The organism is Polaromonas sp. JS666 (genome assembly GCF_900103405.1).
Lineage (GTDB): Bacteria > Pseudomonadota > Gammaproteobacteria > Burkholderiales > Burkholderiaceae_C > Polaromonas.
This window is the reverse complement of sequence record NZ_FNHX01000005.1, coordinates 445097-463662: the sequence shown is the minus strand read 5'-3', so window position 1 is coordinate 463662 and position 18566 is coordinate 445097. Positions and strand designations below refer to the sequence as shown.

The following is an 18566-nucleotide window of genomic DNA, read 5'->3' as shown; positions in this document are numbered from 1 at the left end:
ACCGCCATGCCGCGATACAAATGGACCGCACTGGCTGCCGACGGCGCGCGCGTCAGCGGCCAGACCGCCGCGACCGACGCGGGCGCGCTGGCCGCGCAGCTGGAGCAATCCGGCCTGCTACTGGTCAAGGCACGTTCCCAGGGTGGCTCGCTGCGCCTGCTGCGCGCCCGTATCCGCCTGCTGGACCTCGTCAATTTCAGCTTCCAGGCGACCATGATGCTGCGCGCCGGCGTGCCGCTCATGGAAGCCCTGCACGACATGGAAAGCGCCGAGGGCAACCCGGCGCTGCGCCAGGTGATCAGCGGGCTGGCCGAGGGCCTGAGCTCGGGCAAAACGCTGTCGCAGGCCATGGCCGATCATCCTTCGGCATTCGACGAGGTGTATATCAGCCTGGTGCGCGCCGGCGAGAGCAGCGGCCAGTTGCCCGAGGTGTTCGCCAAGCTCACCGAGACGCTCAAGTGGCAGCACGAAATCGCCTCGCAGACGCGCAAGGCGCTGATCTACCCCTGCGCAGCGCTGGTCATCATCACCGGCGTCACGCTGTTCCTCATGAGTTACCTGGTCCCCCAGGTCGCCAGCCTGCTCAAGGTCATGCGCATCGAACTGCCCTGGCAGACGGTGCTCATGATCAAGATATCGGAAGTTGTCGAGGCCCATGTGGGCAAGATCGTGGCGGGGCTGGTCTTGTCGGCCGTGCTGCTGCCCACGCTCGCGCGCATACCCGGCCCCCTGCGCGGTGTGGTCGACGGCCTCAAGCTCAAGCTGCCCGTCGTGGGGCCGGTGCTGCGCCAGATCGCGCTGGCGCGTTTTGCCTATGTGCTGGCGCTGCTCTACGCGGCCGGCATTACGGTGGTGGAAGCGCTCAAGGTGGTCGAGATCGCCGTCGGCAACCGCGCCGTGGCACAGGCCGTGGCCGTGGCGCACGGCAGCATCGTGCAGGGCCGGGGGCTGAGTGCCGCGTTTTCCGGCATGACCATGTTTCCGCCCATGGTGGTCAGCATGCTGCGCGTGGGCGAAGCCACCGGCTCGCTGGACGCAGCGCTAGAAAACGTCAGCTATTTCTACACCCGGCAGGCGCGCGAATCCGTTGAAAACCTGCAGGCCACGCTGCAACCCGTGCTCACCGTCGTGCTGGGGCTGATGCTGGGCGCCGTGATCTTCTGCACGCTGGGCCCCCTGTACGACTCGGTGATCACCAATGCGAAGTTCTGAAGCCGCCCCTGCACCGCTGCGCATCCTGCACCTGGAAGGCGAGCAGCCGCGCGTCTATGCCGTGGCGCGCCACGGCCTCGAGGAAGAAGGCCCGCAACAGGGATGGACGCAGCCCGAAGCCCTGGCCGACCATGCGCGAAGCGACCCGGCCTGCCGCTGGCTGGTGCTGGCCGACTATGCCGAAGAAGAATTCTGGGGCGACGTGATGCCGCCCCTGCGCGGCGCGGCGCGCAAGGCCTGGCTGGCCCGCATGCAGCAGCGTTTCGCGATGGAGTCGCCGTTTCGCTGGATCTCCCTGCAAGGCGCAAGCCGCTCCCGCCCCGGCAAGCTGCGGGTGCTAGGCTACAGCCTGGGCAACGCCGGCCGCGTGATGCCCTGGCTGGAGGCGCTGGAGGGCGCGCAGGCCCGGCTGGGCGGCGTCTACACCCCCATCATGCTGGCGGCACCGCTGCTGCGCCGGCTCAAGCTGCCCCGCCGCGGGCCGGTGGTGCTGGCCACGGCCCACCCGTCCGGGCTGCGGCAATGTGTGGTGATAGACGGCCGGCCCTGCTTCTCGCGCCTGGCGCTGCGCACCGACGCCACCGGCGCCGGCTGGCTGCCCGCCCTTCGCGAGGAAACCGCGCGCCTGAAGGAATACCTGTTTGAGAACGGCATCCTCATGCGCGACAAGACACCGCTGCACGTGGTGAGTGTCGGTCCTCCCGGCATGGACAGCCAGGCCGCGTCCGGCCCGGACGCGGCGCACAACATCCATCACCTGCTGCGGGCCGATGCCGTCGCCCGGGCGCTCAAGCTGCCGCCGGCCTGGGCCGATTCACCCGAGCTGTCCCGGCTGCTGTTCGTGTTTGCCCTCGCCCGCGGCACGCCGCCGGACCAGCTGGCGCCGCCCGCGCTGCTGCGGATTGACTGGGTAGCACGCATGGCGCGCAACATGCGCCTGGCAGGGTGCGGCCTCAGCGGCGCTTGCCTGCTTTACGCGGCCGGACTGGCCGTATCGCTGTGGCCGCTGGCCGGTGAGCTCAACGACGCGGCCGCCAGCACGCGCAAGTTCGATGCCCGCTACCAGCGCGAAGCCGCCACCTTTCCCGCATCCCCCTTGAAGGCGGACGAACTACTCGCACTGGAGCAAAAAACCAGGACCCTGGCGCCTTCCCCGCCCGGCCCGCGCGCGCTGCTGGCCGCGGCGGGCAAGGTGCTCGAGAAACACCCCGAGCTGCAATTGGACCAACTGCACTGGGAACAGGACGCCTCCGGTCCCGCAAATCCTCCCGCGCTGCGGATACGCGGCGAAGTGCGCGGCCTGCAGCCCGACGACCTGCGCGGCACGCGCGATGCCATGGCGCGCTTTACCGCCAGCCTGGCCTCCGCCGGCCTGACAGCCGAGGTGCTCAAGGTACCGCTAGACCTGCAAAGCAGCGCCAGCATCAACGGTTCGGGCCAGCAGGACAAGGCCGAACTCGGTTTTGAGGTCAAGGTATGGAGCCAGTAGCACCACGCCAGGCCTGGCACCCCGGCGCATGGCCGCCGCCTTTGCGGCGCGCCGCGCTGCAGGCCGGCGCCCTGGCAGCGCTGGGGCTGCTGCTGGCGGGCGCCTTCCACTGGTGGCGCGCGGATATAGCCGCGCGGCTGGATCGCCAGCGCAAGGCGGAACAAACCAGCCACCAGCGCTTTCTCAACAGCGGCCGGGAAAGGGACAACATCGAGCGCCTGCTGCCGCTGCTGCGAAACCTGCAATCGCAAGGCCTTTACGGCGAAGAAAAGCGGCTCGAATGGATAGAACGCCTGCGCGGCATGGAAAGGCGCTGGCCGGGCCTCAAGCTGCAGTACACGATAGAAGCCCAGACCGTGCAGCCCACCGAAAAGACAGCCGCGGCCGGCCCTGCGGCCCTGTCCCCGCTCGGCGCGGCGGGAGGCGGCCGGCGCATCGAGCTGTTCGCCACCCGCATGCGCCTGACCATGACCCTGGTGCATGAGGACGACATGTTGCGTGTGCTGGAAGAACTGGCACAGGCGCAGCTGGGCCGCGTCAGCGTGGAGCGCTGCGAGATGAACCGCTCCGGCGGCGCGGCCATCAAGGCCGAATGCACCTTGATCTGGAACACACTGCGCGTCTATGAACCGCCGGCGCGCGCGGCGGGGGGCAAAGCATGAAGGCGATAGCAAGGGCCCTGGTGCTTGGCGGCTGCATATGGCCGTTGTACGCCGCGGCCGCACCGGATGGCTTGGGGCGGCTGTTCTACACGGCAGCCGATCGGGCCGAAATGGAAGCCAGGCGCTTCGGCCAGCCCGCGCCGCAGGAAGCGGCCGCGCGCGCCCTGGCCTCCATGCTGCGTATAGACGGAATCGCGGTCCGCCCCCAGGGCAAGACCACCGTCTGGATCAACGGCACGCCCTACCTGGAGCACGACCTGCCCTTTGGCGTACGCGTGCGCCGCGATCCCAAGGGCCGGGTGCTGGGCGTGGAAATGCCGCTGCAGGACGGCGAGATTGAACGCGCGGCGATTGGCGAGACCTTGATGCGGCCGCTCAGCAGCGCGGCCGCCGCGGCCTCAGCGCCATCGGGGGCGGTGAAACCGGAGGCTGCGAGATGAAAGCGCAAAGGGGGTTTGTCGCGCTGCTGATGATCGTGCTGATCGCGGTTGGCGTTTTTGGCGTCATGGCCGCCTGGGTGGCGAGTGACCCGCCGCCGTCGAAACAAGCCATCAACCGGGTAGTCCTGGGGCAGGCCAAAGAAGCCTTGCTGGCGTATGTGGTGGAAACTGCTTTGAGCAGCAAGAATACGCGCTTGCCCTGCCCCAACATTACCGGTGATGGCAAGGCCGACGTAGATCCAATTCCTGGAGGCACGGCCAAGCCCTGCGGGCTCGCGGGCAATACCCAGTTGGGACTGCTGCCCTGGAACGCGCTGAGCTTGCCGCCCCTGCGGGACGCTTATGGTGAATGTCTTTGGTATGCCGTTGACGGCCAGTTCAAGAACGCCCCCGCATCTGAAACAACAACCGGCGTCAACGCAGATACCGATGGCGGGATCACCATCAAAGATGAAGCGGGACATATCCTGGCAGACAAGGTGGTTGCGGTAGTGTTTGCCCGGTCAGCCCAGACAGGTTTGCAGTCGCACGGCACCAGCACCAGCGGCGCGCCGCCTTGCGCGACAAGCCCGACAGAAGACGCAGCCCAGGACGCGGCGGGCTACCTGGGTTCCAGTAATGCCGCACCCGCGACTAACGCGATTACTTTGGTCAATTTCTCGAGCGCGACGGAACTCGCACCGGACAAGGCCTCATTGACCCATCAACTCATCTGGATCACCGCTGAGGAATTCGCGGCAGTCGCCATGCGAGCTAATTCCGAGGCATTAAAAACCGCGCTGAATTCGCTGTCGTCAACAACAAAGGGCCGGCTTCCGCTCGCGGCGAATACACCGGGAGGTGGCTGCATGGCTGGGCAGTACAGTGGCTTCTTCCCGCTTTATTGTCACTATCCCGATCCCGACCCCGGTGCACCAGTGGGCTCAATGCTGAGTTTTGATCTCAGCGGACCTCTGAAGACGGATGAATGGCACAAATTGGCCTTCTATGCGGTTGCCCCGGGTTGCGCCTTCGATATGCCGGTGGCGACTACTGCGTCGACTTGTCTCCCCGGCACATTACTGAGCGCCGCGAGCCTCCCTGTGAGCGGCGTGATTCTCGCGCGCGGCCGAGCGTTGTCCGGTCAAGACTGTAGTAAGACATTGCTCTTCGATGCGGTGCTGAAATTGGAGTGCATCGAAGCTGGCGTTAATGGCACGGACAACGGCATAGAGTTAGTCACCAACCCAAAAGTCTCGACGCAAACCAGAAAGCTAATCACACCCGACAAACAACCCCAGTCCAACGACGTTCTGAAGGAGTTGAAATGACAGTGCGTGTGCTTCCATGCCCGCGACAGCAAGGCTTTACTTTGGTGGAATTGGCCCTTGTGATGGGCATTGTGGCTCTGTTGCTAGGCGGGCTGATGGTTCCGGTGGCGCGAATGCTCGAGCAGAAGGCAACAGCCACCACTCAGGCAGCACTGGAAACCGCTCAGCAGGCCATTCTGGGCTACGCCTTGCTGAATCAGCGCCTGCCTTGCCCTGCTGCTGGAAGTGATGGCGTGGCAAGCACGTACGATGCAGTGAACGGATGCGCTCCTCACCCTGCTCCAACATTTTCTGATCTCACGGACGCCAGCTGGGGGTACCTGCCCTGGGCGACCTTGGGTGTCTCTGGTGCGGACGCGTGGGGCAATAGGTTGCGCTACGCGGTCTCAACGCCACTAACCAATACCGGTGCCTTGACGGCTACCCAGCTCCGTAACAGCAACCTGACCATCACGTGTACCACGCAGGTGATCGGTAACATTCCCAGCTGTTTTTCCGGCGCCACCTCGATGCAACCGGCAACCAATGCAACATTCGTGGTGTATTCGCACGGAAAAAACGGGCGGGGAGCAATCTCGATGGACGGCGAAACCAACGTTGCCGCGCCTCCTGCACTCAGCGACGAAATCCAGAACCTTCCGAGTGCATCAGGTGGTACCGCAGCCAGCCGCCGCAACTTCGTGTTCCGATTTCGTACCGACGCGACACACCCTGCAGGCGAGTTCGACGACCTCATGGTCTGGATGCCCGCCAACCTGCTGGCCGCCAAGCTCCTCGCCGCCGAAAAGTGGACGCCATGATGATGCAAACCTTTCTACCCAAGCTACCCCCCCTCACCGCCCTCATCCGCCTCACCCTCATCGAAGCCTGGCGCGGCCGCAGCGCGCGGCTGTTGCTGCTTTTTCTCACAGCGGTCTACGCGCTCGGTGCCTTCGCCGCTTCGATGGCGGTGACCGAAGGCCAGGAGACCCGGCTCGCGCTGGCCGCGCATCTTTACCGCCTGGGCCTGGTGCTGGCGCTCGCGCTCATTGTGGTCTCCAGCACGGTGCGTGACATGGAAGGCGGCTTCTTCCAAGTGCTGCTGGCTTTTCCCTTATCGCGCGCGCAGTTTGTGATGGGGCGGCAGGCCGGCTACATGCTGCTGGCCTGGCTTGCGGCCGCGGGGGCCACGGGCGTGATGCTGGCCATGGCCGTGCCGGGCGGCCACGCCGCCGTGTTGGCCTGGGGCGCATCGCTGGCGCTGGAACTCAGCATTGTCGTGGCGGCCGCCTTGTTCTTTGCCTTGGGCCTGCGCCGCGTGTTGCCGGCTTATGCGGGCTGTTGCGCGTTTTACCTGTGGGCGCGGCTGCTGGACGTGGCGCGCTTCATGGCGGCACACCCGGTGGGGCAGGACGCCGCTTCGTGGGACGTGGTGGCGGGCCGCGCCGTCTTTGACCTGCTGGGCTGGCTGCTGCCGCCGCTGGCGGGTTTTGCGCCCTCACCCTGGGCGCTGGGCGGGCCTGTGCAGGGCGCGCTGCTCGCGCTGCAGTTCGGCTGGGCGCTCTGGTATGCGGCGCTGTGCGCGGGTGCCTCCCTGATAGACCTGTACCGCCGTGAAGTTTGAATTACGCCGCACCGGAACCCCACGCCGCGCGCCCGCGCGTGTGGTGGCCGTGTTCGCCGTGCTGTTGGCCGGCCAGGTGGCGCTGGCGCTATGGCGCGGCGTGCCTGAGGCCGGCGCGCAGCCGCTGGGCCGTCCGCCCAGCGTCACCGCATCGCGCCTCGCGTCTCTCGACGATCCCGTGCCGCTGGCCAAGATGCTGGACTTGTACCTGCAGGCCCACGACGTGCAGCCCGGCCTCAGCCTGCCCTGGCGCGAACTCGACTACGGCGACGTGGTGGCCTGGCTGGGCCACATCCTGCAGCTCGACCCGCTGGGGCAGTATCCGCTGCTGGCCGCCGCGCGGCTCTATACCCAGGTGCCCGACCTGCAGCGCCAGCGCCTGATGACCGACTTCGTCGCCGGCCAGTATCCGCAAGACCCACTGCACCGCTGGCGCTGGATGGCGCATGTGGCCTATGTGGCCAAGGTGCAGATGAAAGACCCGGCGCTGGCCCTGCGCTATGCCGCCGAGCTGCGGCAGTACGCCGAAGGTTTGCCGCAGGTGCCGGCCTGGGCACGGCAGATGGAAATCTTCCTGCGCATGGGCCAGAACGACCTGGACACCGCCAGGGCACTGCTGGGCGCGCTGCTGGCCAGCGGGCAGATCCACGACGACAACGAACTGCGCTTTCTCACGCAAACCCTCAAGGAGCTGGAGCAGAAATGAAAGCCCCGCAACAACATCCGGCGCTGCAGGCCGGCGAGGTTCACAAACGTTATGGCGCATCCAGGGCGCGCACGGCGCTGGCCGGCGTGTCACTGCAAGTCCATCCCGGCGAATGCCTGGCCTTGCTGGGCATGAACGGCGCGGGCAAGACCACCTTGATCAAATGCCTGCTGGACCTGGCCGCGCCGACCTCGGGCACCTTGTCCATTTTTGGACAGGACCACGGCCGGCCGATTTCACGCGAGCAGCTGGCCTATGTGCCCGAGCGTTTCTCGCCGCCGGGCTGGCTGCATGCGCGCGACTATTTCCGGCTGGCGGCGCATCTGCACGGCCTGCCGTTTCCGCAGCTGGGACTGCCCGGCATGTTGGCCGAACTGGACCTGGAGGCCAGCGTGCTGGACAGGCCGCTGCGCGAATGCTCCAAAGGCATGGCGCAAAAAATCGGCCTGGCCGCGGCCTTCCTGGCGCGGCGCCGCCTGCTGGTGCTGGACGAGCCCATGAGCGGCCTGGACCCTCTCTCGCGCATACGCGTGCGCGAACAGCTGCGCCTGCAGCGCGATGCCGGCTGCGCGGTGCTAATGAGCACGCATTCGCTGGCCGACGTGCAGGACCTGGCCGATCGCGTCGCCATCCTGCATGCGGGCAGCCTGCGCTTCATAGGCACGGTCGACGAATGGCTGGTGCAGCATGGGCCGGGCGGCTTGGAAGAAGCCTATTTGTCGGTGGTGCAAGCGGCCCGGCTGGCGCCTATGGAGGCATTGCCTTCAGCAAGCTGATACCGGCCGGCAGCGGGCGCAACAAGGCCCGCGCACAGCCATGCCGCGCGCGGGCCCCAAAGCCTTGCCTTTTTACTTGGGCAGCAGCACCTTGTCCACCACGTGGATCACGCCGTTGGACTGGTAAACGTCGGCGATGCTCACGGTGGCCACGCCGCCTTTCTCATCGGTCACCGTGACCTTGCCGCCGGCCGACTTGGCCACCAGCGTGCCGCCGGCCACCGTCTTGATCGAAGCCATGCCCTTGCCGTCGGCAATCATCTTGCTGATGGCCGCGGCGTCCCATTTGCCGGGCACCACGTGGTAGGTCAAGACGCCGGTCAGCATGCCCTTGTTTTCGGGCTTGAGCAGCGTGTCCACCGTGCCGGCGGGCAGCGCCGCGAAGGCCGCGTTGGTGGGCGCAAACACCGTGAACGGGCCCGGGCCCTTGAGCGTGTCGACCAGGCCCGCGGCCTTGACCGCCGCGACCAGCGTGGTGTGGTCCTTGGAGTTGACCGCGTTGTCGATGATGTCCTTGCTGGCCAGCATGGGCGCGCCGCCCACCATGACTTGCGCGAAGGAGGGAAGGGCCGCGAACGACAGGGCCAGCGCGACGCCCAGGGAAGCGAGTTTGTGTTGAGTCTGCATGTGAAGTCCTTTGAAAGAAGTTGAACCAAGAGCCGAAATCACCATGATTCAAGCGGCTGTGATGAATACGGGGCGCGCGGCCCGCTGGATTCAAAACAGGTTCGGTTTCAACACTTTCAAGGCCTTCACGGCCGCAGGAAGCCCGCAGGCCTCAGCCGCCGCGTTCGAAAAACCCGCGCACGGCCCGCGGATAAATCAAATGTTCCTGAGTCAGCACGCGCGCGGCCAGGCTCTGGGCCGTGTCGCCCGGCAGCACCGGCACCACGGCCTGGGCCAGGGTGGCGCCATGGTCCAGCTCGGCCGTCACCTGATGCACGGTGGCGCCCGCCACCGTGCATCCGGCGTCTATCGCGCGCTGGTGGGTGTTCAGGCCGGTGAAGGCCGGCAGCAGCGAAGGGTGGATGTTGATGAGCCGCCCCGCGTAGTGCTGCACAAAGCCGGGCGTCAGGATGCGCATGAAACCGGCCAGCACCACCAGGGCCGGCGCATGGGCGTCTATGCGCGCCATCAGTTCGGCGTCAAAGGCCTCGCGCGACGCAAAATCCTTGTGCGGCACCACGTCGATGGCGATGCCCAGGCTGTGGGCCAGTTCCAGCCCTGCGGCGTCGGCCCGGTTGCTGATGACGGCCGCCACCTGGGCGCCGAAAAGCCCGCGCCAGCCTTCCTTGTCCGCAGCCCGGGCGATGGCGGCCATGTTGGAGCCACTGCCGGAAATCAGGATGACGATGTTTTTGTTCGGTTTGTTCGCGCTGGCCATAGCCCTCTAGTTTAGAGGGGCCGGACTGGCCTGCCGCCCGACTTCAGGCGCATGTCCCAACTGAGACATAAAATTGCGAACGACCGTGCTAAAAATAAGAAATCCACCGCAGGCAAGTCGCTGCGGCAGCCCGACAACCCCGGAGACATCCCGCCATGGATTTAGCTTTCACCCCTGAAGAACAGGCATTCCGCGAAGAAATTCGCGCCTGGGTCCGCGCCAACCTGCCGGCCGACATTTCGCACAAGGTGCACAACGCCCTGCGGCTCACGCGTGACGATATGCAGCGCTGGGCCAAGATACTCGGCAAAAAAGGCTGGCTGGGCCATGGCTGGCCCAAGGAATTCGGCGGCCCGGGCTGGAACGCGGTGCAAAAGCACTTGTTTGAAGAGGAATGCGCCCTGGCCGGCGCACCGCGCGTCGTGCCCTTCGGCCCGGTGATGGTGGCGCCCGTGATCATGGCCTTCGGCACCCCTGAACAGCAAAAGCGCTTCCTGCCCGGCATCGCCAGCGGCGAGGTCTGGTGGAGCCAGGGCTATAGCGAGCCCGGTTCGGGCTCCGACCTCGCCTCGGTCAAATGCCGGGCCGAGCGCCAGGGCGACAAATACATCGTCAACGGCCAGAAGACCTGGACCACGCTGGGCCAGTACGGCGAGTGGATTTTTTGCCTGGTACGCACCAGCAATGAAGGCAAGCCGCAGACGGGCATTTCCTTTTTGCTGGTCGACATGAAGTCGCCCGGCGTGACGGTGCGCCCCATCGTGCTGCTGGACGGCGAGGCCGAGGTCAATGAAGTCTGGTTCGACAATGTCGAGGTGCCGGCCGAAAACCTGATCGGCGAAGAGAACAAGGGCTGGACCTACGCCAAGCACCTGCTGAGCCACGAGCGCACCAACATCGCCGACGTGAACCGCGCCAAGCGCGAACTCGAGCGCTTGAAGCGCATCGCCAAGGCCGAAGGCGTGTACGACGACCCGCGTTTTCGCGACGAGATCGCCAAGCTCGAGGTCGATGTGGTGGCGCTCGAAATGCTGGTGCTGCGCGTGCTCTCGGCCGAGAAATCGGGCAAGAACTCGCTGGACATCGCCGGCCTGCTCAAGATACGCGGCAGCGAGATCCAGCAGCGCTACAGCGAACTCATGATGCTGGCCGCAGGCCCCTTCAGCCTGCCCTTGATCGAGGAGGCCATGGAAGCCGGCTGGCAGGGCGACTTCCCCGGCGGCCTGGCCGGCGACGCGCCGCTGGCGTCCACTTACTTCAATCTGCGCAAGACCACGATTTACGGCGGCTCCAACGAAGTCCAGCGAAACATCGTCTCGCAAGTCGTTCTCGGCTGATACCGGTCGCACAAGCACACAGGAAACACATCATGGATTTCGATTTCACCGACGACCAGGAACAACTGCGCGACGCCGTGCGCAAATGGGTGGACAAGGGCTACGGCTTCGAGCGCCGCCGCGGCATCGCCAAAGCCGGCGGTTTCTCGCGCGAAGCCTACGGCCAGATCGCCGAACTGGGCCTGACCGGCCTCTACATCCCCGAGGCCGACGGCGGCCTGGGCATGGGCCCGGTCGAGGGCATGGTGGTGATGGAGGAACTGGGCCGCGGCATCGTGCTGGAGCCCTTTGCCCAGGCGCTGATCGCCGGCGCCGTGCTCTCCGGCTACGCGCCCGCAGCCCTCAAGGCCGCCTGGCTGCCGAACATCGCCTCGGGCCAAGCCCTGGTGGTGCTGGCCCACCAGGAACGCGCGGCGCGCTACGACTTTGAAAAATGCCAGGCCACGGCAATAGCGGCCGGCGATGCCTGGACGCTGGACGGCGGCAAAAGCATAGTGCCGGCCGGCGACCAGGCCGAGGCTTTTATCGTGCCCGCGATGGCCAAGGGCAAGCTTGCGCTGTTCCTGGTCGAACGCACGGCAGCTGGCGTGGCGACGCGCGGCTACGGCACGCAGGACGGCGGCCGCGCCGCCGAGCTCACGCTCAAGAACGCGCCCGCCGCCCTGCTCACGCTGGACGGCCTCACCGCCCTGGCCCATGCGGTCGACATCGGCATCGCCGCCACCTGCGCCGAAGCCGTGGGCGTGATGGACAAGACCCTGTCCATCACCGTCGAATACATGAACACCCGCAAGCAGTTCGGCGTAGCCATCAGCAGCTTCCAGGCCCTGCGCCACCGCGTGGCCGACATGAAGATGCAGCTGGAGCTGGCCCGCTCCATGAGTTATTACGCCTCGCTCAAGCTCAACGCCCCGGCCGACGAGCGCCGCCGGGCCCTGGCCCGCGCCAAGTACCAGCTCGGTGTGTCCATGCGTTTTGTCGGCCAGCAGGCGGTGCAGCTGCACGGCGGCATAGGCGTGACCGACGAATACATCGTGAGCCACTACTTCAAGAAGCTGACCCAGCTCGAAATGACCTTTGGCGACACGCTGCACCACCTGGGCGAGGTGTCCAGCCGCATGCAGGACACCGCCGGGGTTTTTGCCTGAAGCCCTGCGGCCCTCAGCGCTGGTAGAGGTCGGTCTTCCCGCCCAGCGCCTTGAGAAGGGCGCCGGTGAAGTAGTTGCGCTCGACAAAGATGTCGCCGGGAACATCGGCCGACTTGAGCACCGAAGTCATCACGATCACCACCTTGGATTCCGGCTGCACGATCAGTTCCTGGCCGAACAGGCCGCGCGCCTGGAAGGTGCGCGTGTGGTAGGGATAAAGCCAGGTCTGGTAGCCATAGCCGAAGAAGGGGGTGGCCTTGCGGGGCTTGAGGTGGTCGGGCTGGCGGCCCGCATCGGTCGCGTCCAGCAAAAACTCGCGGGGGATGATCTCGCGGCCGTCCACCATGCCGTCGTTGGCGAGCAAAACACCCAGCCGCCCATAGTCGCGCAGCCGGGCATTCAGGCAGCAGTTGGCGGCCTCAAGGCCGGAGCGGTCGATCAGCCACGAAGCATCCGCCTCCGCCCCCATGGGCTGCCAGATCTTCTCCGCGAGGTAGCCGCCCAAGTCCCGCTTGATGGCGCCGCGCAGGGCCACGCCGAGGGCGAAGGTTTCCGCGGAGTTGTAGTTAAAGCGCGTGCCTTGCGGGAATTCGCTGTCCTTGACCCACGCGACGGCGGCCGCGCCGCCCTGCCCGCGCTGGTAAAACGATTCCGCCGCCAGCCGCGCGCCGTCCGTCGTCACGCCGGGCATGACCTTGTCGTTCCATTTCACCCCAGATGACATGCGCAGGAGGTTGCGGATGGAGACCGGCCCCCAGGCCGAGCCCTTGAGGGCGGGCGCGTACTTTTCCGCGGGGTCGTCGATCGACGCGATCAGCCCGTCGCGCAGCGCGATGCCCGTGAGCAAGGCCGTCACGGTCTTGGCCATGGAAAACGAGGCCAGCTTCATCTGCGCGGTGCGCTCGTACTGGTAGCGCTCGATGACGACGGCGCCATCCTTGATCACCAGCAGCCCCGTGATGCGCTGGCGCGCCAGGAAGTCCTCCAGGGTGTAGGTCTTGCCCTCAAAGGGATAGCTGATCGCCAGGGCCTGCGCCGCCATGGACGGCGAGGGCGGTAAGGGCGAGGCGGCGCCCGACTTCACGCGGCGCGGCCACAGGATCTCGTCCATGTGGCTGAAAGTGCCCACCTTGTGGGTTTCGTCGAACAGGCTGAAGTGAGGGCCGAAAGACGAAACCGGGTAGCCGCGCGGCTTGCCCAGCGCGTCCTCGTCGGGCGCCGCGACCGCGGCTACGGCGGCCATCGCCGCGATGCATGCCAGGATGCCGAGGCGCCTCCCCATGCCCCGGACGCTAGGCGTGCAGGCGTGAGGTTTTGGGGATATGCGCCATCAAAAACTCCATCTGGTCCGCCAGGATGCGGCGGTTGCGCAGGATGAAGTCTTCCCAGAGGCTGGGCACATAAGGCGTGTACAGCAGCGGCATGTGGGCCTGCTCGGGCGTGCGGCTGCTCTTGCGGTGGTTGCAGGCGCGGCAGGCCGTCACCACGTTCATCCAGGTGTCCACCCCGTTCTGGGCGAAGGGGATGATGTGCTCACGCGTCAGGTCTTCCTCATGGAAATGCCCGCCGCAGTAGGCGCACACATTGCGGTCGCGGGCAAACAGCTTGCCGTTGGTCAGGCCCGGCTTGAGGTCGAAGGGATTGATGTTGGGCACGCCCTTGGTGCCTATGATGCTGTTGACCGTGATGATGGACTGCTGGCCCGTGATCGCGTTGTGGCCGCCGTGGAAGACCACCACCCGCGCGCCCATCTCCCAGCGCACCTCGTCGGCCGCGTAATGCAGCACGGCTTGTTCAAGGCTGATCCACGACTGTGGCAATCCCTGGGCTGAGAGCTTCAAGACCTTCAAAACGAACCTCCATCAAGGTGGACGACGCATGAGACACGGTACTGTGTATCAATATACAGTGAAATTGTGAAAAACGCCCCCAAATCCCCCATTAACCACGTTCAAGCCCCGCTTGACCGGGCTCCGGCGCTACAAAAACGATAATTGCCCCCATGAAAGTTTTCCGTGGCTACCACCATCCCCAGCTGGCCGAACACTGCGCCCTGACCATAGGCAACTTCGACGGCGTGCACCGCGGCCACCAGGCCATGCTGGCGCTGCTGAAAAACGAAGCCCAGCACCGCGGGGTGCCCAGCTGCGTGATGAGCTTTGAACCCCACCCGCGCGACTATTTCGCGGCCGTGGCGCGCAAGCCCGAATTGGCGCCGGCCCGCATCGCCACCCTGCGCGACAAGCTCACCGAACTGGCGCGCTGCGGCATAGACCAGTGCGTGGTCCTGCCCTTTAACGCCGCGCTGGCTTCCCAGCCGGCCGAAGCCTTTATCCAGGACGTGCTGGTGCGCGGCCTGGGGGTGAAATACGTGCTGGTGGGCGACGACTTCCGCTTCGGCGCCAAGCGGGTGGGCGACTACGCCATGCTGGACGCCGCCGGCGAGCACCTGGGTTTTGACGTGGCCCGCATGAACAGCTACGAGGTGCACGGCACCCGGGTCTCCAGCTCCGCCGTGCGCGAGGCCCTGGCCCAGGGCCGCATGGACCGCGTCGCCGGCCTGCTGGGCCGGCCTTACAGCGTTTCCGGCCATGTGGTGCATGGCCGCAAACTGGGGCGCGACCTCGGTTTTCGCACCCTCAACCTGCGTTTTTCCCACTGGAAACCGGCCGCCGGCGGGATTTTTGCGGTGCAGGTGCACGGCCTGGCCGACAAGGCCATCCCGGGCGTAGCCAACCTGGGCATACGGCCCTCGCTGGACCCGGCCGACGTCAACGGCGGGCGGGTACTGCTGGAGACCCATTGCCTCGAATGGCCCGCCGGCCTGGGCCCCGAGGGGGCATACGGTAAAATCATCCGTGTGGAACTGCTGCACAAACTGCACGACGAACTGAAATACGACAGCCTGGAGAGCCTGAAAACAGGCATCGCCAAGGACTGCGACGAGGCGCGGGCGTTTTTTGCCCAGGTGCCCCAGTCGTTTTCAGCCGCCATGCACACGGAAACCAGCCGCCAGACCACGCGCGACCGAATTTAGACGATCTCGTCGCCTCTGGCCCCGCCCTGCTTTCACGGCGGATGGCTTTCCTCCCCACCGTATGGCCGGCGCCCCGCTTTCCCGGGCCGCCCTAACAAGAGCATCCCATGTCCGAGACCAAAACCGATTACCGCAGCACCCTGAACCTGCCAGACACCCCGTTTCCCATGCGCGGCGACCTGCCCAAACGCGAAGCCGGCTGGGCCAAGGAGTGGGACGACAAAGGCATTTACAAAAAGCTGCGCGACGTACGCGCCGGCAAGCCCAAGTTCGTGCTGCACGACGGCCCGCCCTATGCCAACGGCAAGATCCACATCGGCCACGCCGTCAACAAGGTCCTCAAGGACATGATCGTCAAGGCGCGCCAGCTCAAGGGCCTGGACGCGATCTACGTGCCCGGCTGGGACTGCCACGGCCTGCCGATCGAAAACGCGATCGAAAAACTGCACGGCCGCAACCTGCCGCGCGACGAGGTGCAGGCCAAGAGCCGCGCCTTCGCCACCGAGCAGATCGAGGGCCAGCGGGCCGACTTCAAGCGCCTGGGCGTGCTCGGCGAGTGGGACAATCCCTACCGCACCATGGACTTCGGCAACGAGGCCAATGAAATCCGCGCGCTCAAACGCATCATGGAGCGCGGTTTTGTCTACCGCGGCCTGAAACCCGTGTACTGGTGTTTCGACTGCGGCTCCTCGCTGGCCGAGTTTGAGATCGAATACGCCGACAAGAAGTCCAGCACGCTGGACGTCGGCTTTAAATGCGCCGAGCCGCAAAAGCTGGCGCTGGCCTTCGGCCAGGCCGCGCTCAGCAAGGATGCTTTCGCCGTCATCTGGACCACGACCGCGTGGACCATCCCTGCCAACCAGGCGCTGAACCTGAACCCCGATCTCGAGTATTCGCTGGTGGACACCGAGCGCGGCCTGCTGGTGCTGGCCTCGGTGCTGGTCGACAAATGCCTGGAACGCTACCAGCTGGAAGGCCGCGTCATCGCCGTCACCAAGGGCGAAAACCTCGCGAAGATCAACTTTGAGCACCCGTTCTACGACGCCGACCCGGGCTATCGCCGTTTCAGCCCGGTGTTCCTGGCCGACTACGCCACCGCCGACGACGGCACCGGTATCGTGCACTCCTCGCCCGCCTACGGCGTGGAAGACTTTAACTCCTGCGTCTCCAACGGCATCGCCCATGAGGACATCCTCAACCCGGTGCAGGGCAACGGCCGCTATGTCGACGAGCTGCCGTTTTTCGGCGGCCTCAATATCTGGAAGGCCGCGCCGCTGGTCATCGACAAGCTGCGCGAACACGGCCGCCTCTTCGCCACGCAGGACATCCAGCACAGCTACCCTCACTGCTGGCGCCACAAGACGCCGGTCATCTACCGCGCGGCGGCCCAGTGGTTCATCCGCATGGACGGCGAAACCGCCGGCACCCAGGGCGTGTTCGCCAGCGACAAGGCCGGCAAGACCCTGCGCGAGCTGGCCCTGGCCGCCATCGAGGAAACCAGCTTCTACCCCGAAAACGGCAAGGCCAGGCTGCGCGACATGATCGCCGGGCGGCCCGACTGGTGCATCAGCCGCCAGCGCAACTGGGGCGTGCCCCTGCCCTTTTTCATCCACACCGCCACCGGCGAGCTGCACCCGCGCACCATGGAGATCATGGACCAGGCCGCCCGCATGGTGGAAGCCGGCGGCATCGAGGCCTGGAGCAAGGCCAGCGCCGAATCCATCCTGGGCGCCGAGGCGGCTGACTACATCAAGAGCACCGACATCCTCGACGTCTGGTTCGACTCGGGCACCACGCACGACCATGTGCTGCGCCACAGCCACGCCGCGCAATCGACCTGGCCGGCCGACCTCTACCTCGAGGGCCACGACCAGCACCGCGGCTGGTTCCATTCCTCGCTGCTCACCGCCTGCGCCATGTACGACCGCGCGCCCTACAAGGGCCTGCTCACGCACGGCTTCACCGTGGACGGCAAGGGCCGCAAGATGAGCAAGAGCGAAGGCAACGTCGTGGTGCCGCAGGAAGTCAGCGACAAGCTGGGCGCCGAGATCATTCGCCTGTGGTGTGCCTCCACCGACTACTCGGGCGACCTGGGCATAGACGACAAGATCCTGGCCCGCGTGGTCGATGCCTACCGCCGCATCCGCAACACGCTGCGCTTCCTGATGGCCAACGTCAGCGACTTCGACCCGGCGAAAGACGCCGTGCCGTTTGACCAGATGCTGGAAATCGACCGCTACGCGCTGAGCCGTGCTTCGCAGCTGCAGGCCGACATCCTGGCGCATTACGAGGTCTATGAATTCCACCCGGTGGTCTCCAAGCTGCAGATTTATTGCAGCGAAGACCTGGGCTCCTTCTACCTCGACATCCTGAAAGACCGGCTCTACACCACCGGCCCCAAATCGCTGGCCCGCCGCAGCGCGCAGACCGCGCTCTGGCAGATCACGCACGCCATGCTGCGCTGGATGGCGCCTTTCCTGAGCTTCACGGCGGAAGAGGCCTGGAAGGTGTTCGGTGCGTCCGAGTCCATCTTCATGGAAACATACTCCGAGTTTCCCGCGCCCGACGCTGCGCTGCTGGCCAAGTGGTCGCGCATTCGCGAACTGCGCGACGCGGTCAACAAGGACATCGAAACCCTGCGCGCCGACGGCAAGGTCGGCTCCTCGCTGCAGGCCAATGTGGTGCTCGAAGTGCCGGCCGAGGACCATGCGCTGCTGGCCGGCCTGGGTGAAGACCTGAAATTCGTCTTCATCACCTCCGCCATCGAAGTGGCCGCCGCCAGCGCGGTTGCCACCAGGGTGACGCCCAGCACCGACGCCAAATGCGAGCGCTGCTGGCACTACCGCGCCGACGTGGGCCATGACCCGGCCCACCCGACGATCTGCGGCCGCTGCACCAGCAATCTGTTCGGCGCCGGCGAAGCGCGGAAGTTCGCGTAATGGCCAAAACCACCTTCACGCGCTCCCCCAGTTCGCTGCTGCCCTGGCTGGGCCTGGCGCTCATCATCCTGATCGCCGACCAGTTCACCAAGGTGCTGATCCTGGGTTATTACCACCTGGGCGACTCCACCTACGTGACCAGCTTCTTCAACGTGGTGCGGGTGCACAACACCGGCGCGGCCTTTTCCTTCCTGGCCGAAGCCTCGGGCTGGCAGCGCTGGTTCTTCACCGCCATAGGCGTCGCGGCGGCCCTGTTCATCCTGTGGATGCTGCGCTCGCATGCGGGGCAAAAGCTGTTCTGCTTCGCGCTGGCCTGCATCCTGGGCGGCGCGCTGGGCAACGTGATTGACCGCGCGCTGCACGGCTATGTGGTGGACTTCCTGCAGTTCCACTGGGGCGGCTGGTACTTCCCGTCCTTCAACATCGCCGACAGCGCCATCACCGTGGGCGCGATCTGCCTGATCCTGGACGAGCTGCTGCGGGTGCGCAAAGCCAGTTAGGTCCTCAGCGGCCTGTGCCGGGG

At 65.9% G+C, this 18566-nt stretch carries 18 protein-coding genes; 14 read left to right on the top strand and 4 right to left on the bottom strand.

The window, feature by feature from the left end; genetic code table 11:
• Positions 1 to 6 precede the first annotated feature (6 nt).
• Genes BLQ85_RS15760 through BLQ85_RS15720 form a run of 9 tightly spaced genes read left to right on the top strand, consistent with a single transcriptional unit; the run spans position 7 to position 8198 of the window.
• Positions 7 to 1212: a type II secretion system F family protein gene (locus BLQ85_RS15760; protein WP_074578168.1), complete on the top strand. Its 1206-nt coding sequence runs from the start codon at positions 7 to 9 to the stop codon at positions 1210 to 1212.
• Complete coding sequence (locus BLQ85_RS15755; protein WP_074578167.1) at positions 1199 to 2701, top strand: hypothetical protein; 1503 nt, start codon at positions 1199 to 1201, stop codon at positions 2699 to 2701. Before BLQ85_RS15760 ends, BLQ85_RS15755 begins: the two co-directional genes overlap by 14 nt.
• Positions 2689 to 3363 carry a hypothetical protein gene (locus BLQ85_RS15750; protein ID WP_074578166.1) on the top strand — a complete coding sequence of 225 codons (675 nt, stop codon included), beginning with the start codon at positions 2689 to 2691 and terminating at the stop codon, positions 3361 to 3363. Before BLQ85_RS15755 ends, BLQ85_RS15750 begins: the two co-directional genes overlap by 13 nt.
• Positions 3360 to 3803: a hypothetical protein gene (locus tag BLQ85_RS15745; RefSeq protein ID WP_139201012.1), complete on the top strand. Its 444-nt coding sequence runs from the start codon at positions 3360 to 3362 to the stop codon at positions 3801 to 3803. Before BLQ85_RS15750 ends, BLQ85_RS15745 begins: the two co-directional genes overlap by 4 nt.
• Positions 3800 to 5113 carry a hypothetical protein gene (locus BLQ85_RS15740; protein WP_074578164.1) on the top strand — a complete coding sequence of 438 codons (1314 nt, stop codon included), beginning with the start codon at positions 3800 to 3802 and terminating at the stop codon, positions 5111 to 5113. The genes BLQ85_RS15745 and BLQ85_RS15740 overlap by 4 nt, the downstream gene beginning before the upstream one ends.
• Complete coding sequence (locus tag BLQ85_RS15735; protein ID WP_074578163.1) at positions 5110 to 5913, top strand: type II secretion system protein; 804 nt, start codon at positions 5110 to 5112, stop codon at positions 5911 to 5913. The genes BLQ85_RS15740 and BLQ85_RS15735 overlap by 4 nt, the downstream gene beginning before the upstream one ends.
• Positions 5910 to 6716 carry a hypothetical protein gene (locus BLQ85_RS15730; protein WP_139201011.1) on the top strand — a complete coding sequence of 269 codons (807 nt, stop codon included), beginning with the start codon at positions 5910 to 5912 and terminating at the stop codon, positions 6714 to 6716. The genes BLQ85_RS15735 and BLQ85_RS15730 overlap by 4 nt, the downstream gene beginning before the upstream one ends.
• A complete protein-coding gene (locus BLQ85_RS15725) occupies positions 6706 to 7422 on the top strand; it encodes a hypothetical protein (protein ID WP_074578161.1) in 717 nt (238 codons plus the stop codon). The genes BLQ85_RS15730 and BLQ85_RS15725 overlap by 11 nt, the downstream gene beginning before the upstream one ends.
• Positions 7419 to 8198 carry an ABC transporter ATP-binding protein gene (locus BLQ85_RS15720; protein ID WP_074578160.1) on the top strand — a complete coding sequence of 260 codons (780 nt, stop codon included), beginning with the start codon at positions 7419 to 7421 and terminating at the stop codon, positions 8196 to 8198. The genes BLQ85_RS15725 and BLQ85_RS15720 overlap by 4 nt, the downstream gene beginning before the upstream one ends.
• Positions 8199 to 8270: 72 nt before the next feature.
• On the opposite strand, the gene BLQ85_RS15715 is transcribed toward BLQ85_RS15720, so the two are convergent.
• A complete protein-coding gene (locus BLQ85_RS15715) occupies positions 8271 to 8825 on the bottom strand; it encodes a fasciclin domain-containing protein (protein WP_139201010.1) in 555 nt (184 codons plus the stop codon).
• 151 nt (positions 8826 to 8976) lie between these two features.
• Entirely contained in the window at positions 8977 to 9582 is a 606-nt protein-coding gene (purN, locus tag BLQ85_RS15710) for a phosphoribosylglycinamide formyltransferase (protein WP_074578158.1), read from the bottom strand.
• Between the two features lie 155 nt (positions 9583 to 9737).
• Between purN and BLQ85_RS15705 the strand changes: the two genes are divergently transcribed.
• Both BLQ85_RS15705 and BLQ85_RS15700 read left to right on the top strand, forming a co-directional pair.
• Positions 9738 to 10919, top strand: a complete 1182-nt coding sequence (locus BLQ85_RS15705) for an acyl-CoA dehydrogenase family protein (protein ID WP_074578157.1) — start codon at positions 9738 to 9740, stop codon at positions 10917 to 10919.
• A 32-nt stretch (positions 10920 to 10951) separates the two neighbouring features.
• Positions 10952 to 12067, top strand: a complete 1116-nt coding sequence (locus BLQ85_RS15700; protein WP_074578156.1) for an acyl-CoA dehydrogenase family protein — start codon at positions 10952 to 10954, stop codon at positions 12065 to 12067.
• Between the two features lie 13 nt (positions 12068 to 12080).
• Here the strand turns inward: BLQ85_RS15700 and BLQ85_RS15695 are convergent, their stop codons facing one another.
• Positions 12081 to 13310, bottom strand: a complete 1230-nt coding sequence (locus tag BLQ85_RS15695; protein WP_074578155.1) for a serine hydrolase domain-containing protein — start codon at positions 13308 to 13310, stop codon at positions 12081 to 12083.
• 49 nt (positions 13311 to 13359) lie between these two features.
• Positions 13360 to 13917: an HNH endonuclease gene (locus BLQ85_RS15690; protein WP_007863332.1), complete on the bottom strand. Its 558-nt coding sequence runs from the start codon at positions 13915 to 13917 to the stop codon at positions 13360 to 13362.
• A gap of 152 nt (positions 13918 to 14069) precedes the next feature.
• On the opposite strand from BLQ85_RS15690, the gene BLQ85_RS15685 reads away from it, so the two are divergent.
• The 3 genes from BLQ85_RS15685 to lspA all read left to right on the top strand — a co-directional run bounded on the left by BLQ85_RS15685 (position 14070) and on the right by lspA (position 18543).
• Positions 14070 to 15104 carry a bifunctional riboflavin kinase/FAD synthetase gene (locus BLQ85_RS15685; protein WP_074578154.1) on the top strand — a complete coding sequence of 345 codons (1035 nt, stop codon included), beginning with the start codon at positions 14070 to 14072 and terminating at the stop codon, positions 15102 to 15104.
• Positions 15105 to 15211: 107 nt separating this feature from the next.
• Positions 15212 to 18043, top strand: coding sequence for an isoleucine--tRNA ligase (gene ileS, locus BLQ85_RS15680; protein ID WP_074578153.1), 2832 nt, complete (start codon positions 15212 to 15214; stop codon positions 18041 to 18043).
• The gene (lspA, locus tag BLQ85_RS15675) at positions 18043 to 18543 is read left to right on the top strand and encodes a signal peptidase II (protein WP_074578152.1); all 501 of its coding nucleotides are present in this window, start codon (positions 18043 to 18045) and stop codon (positions 18541 to 18543) included. Before ileS ends, lspA begins: the two co-directional genes overlap by 1 nt.
• The last annotated feature ends 23 nt before the right edge of the window (positions 18544 to 18566 follow it).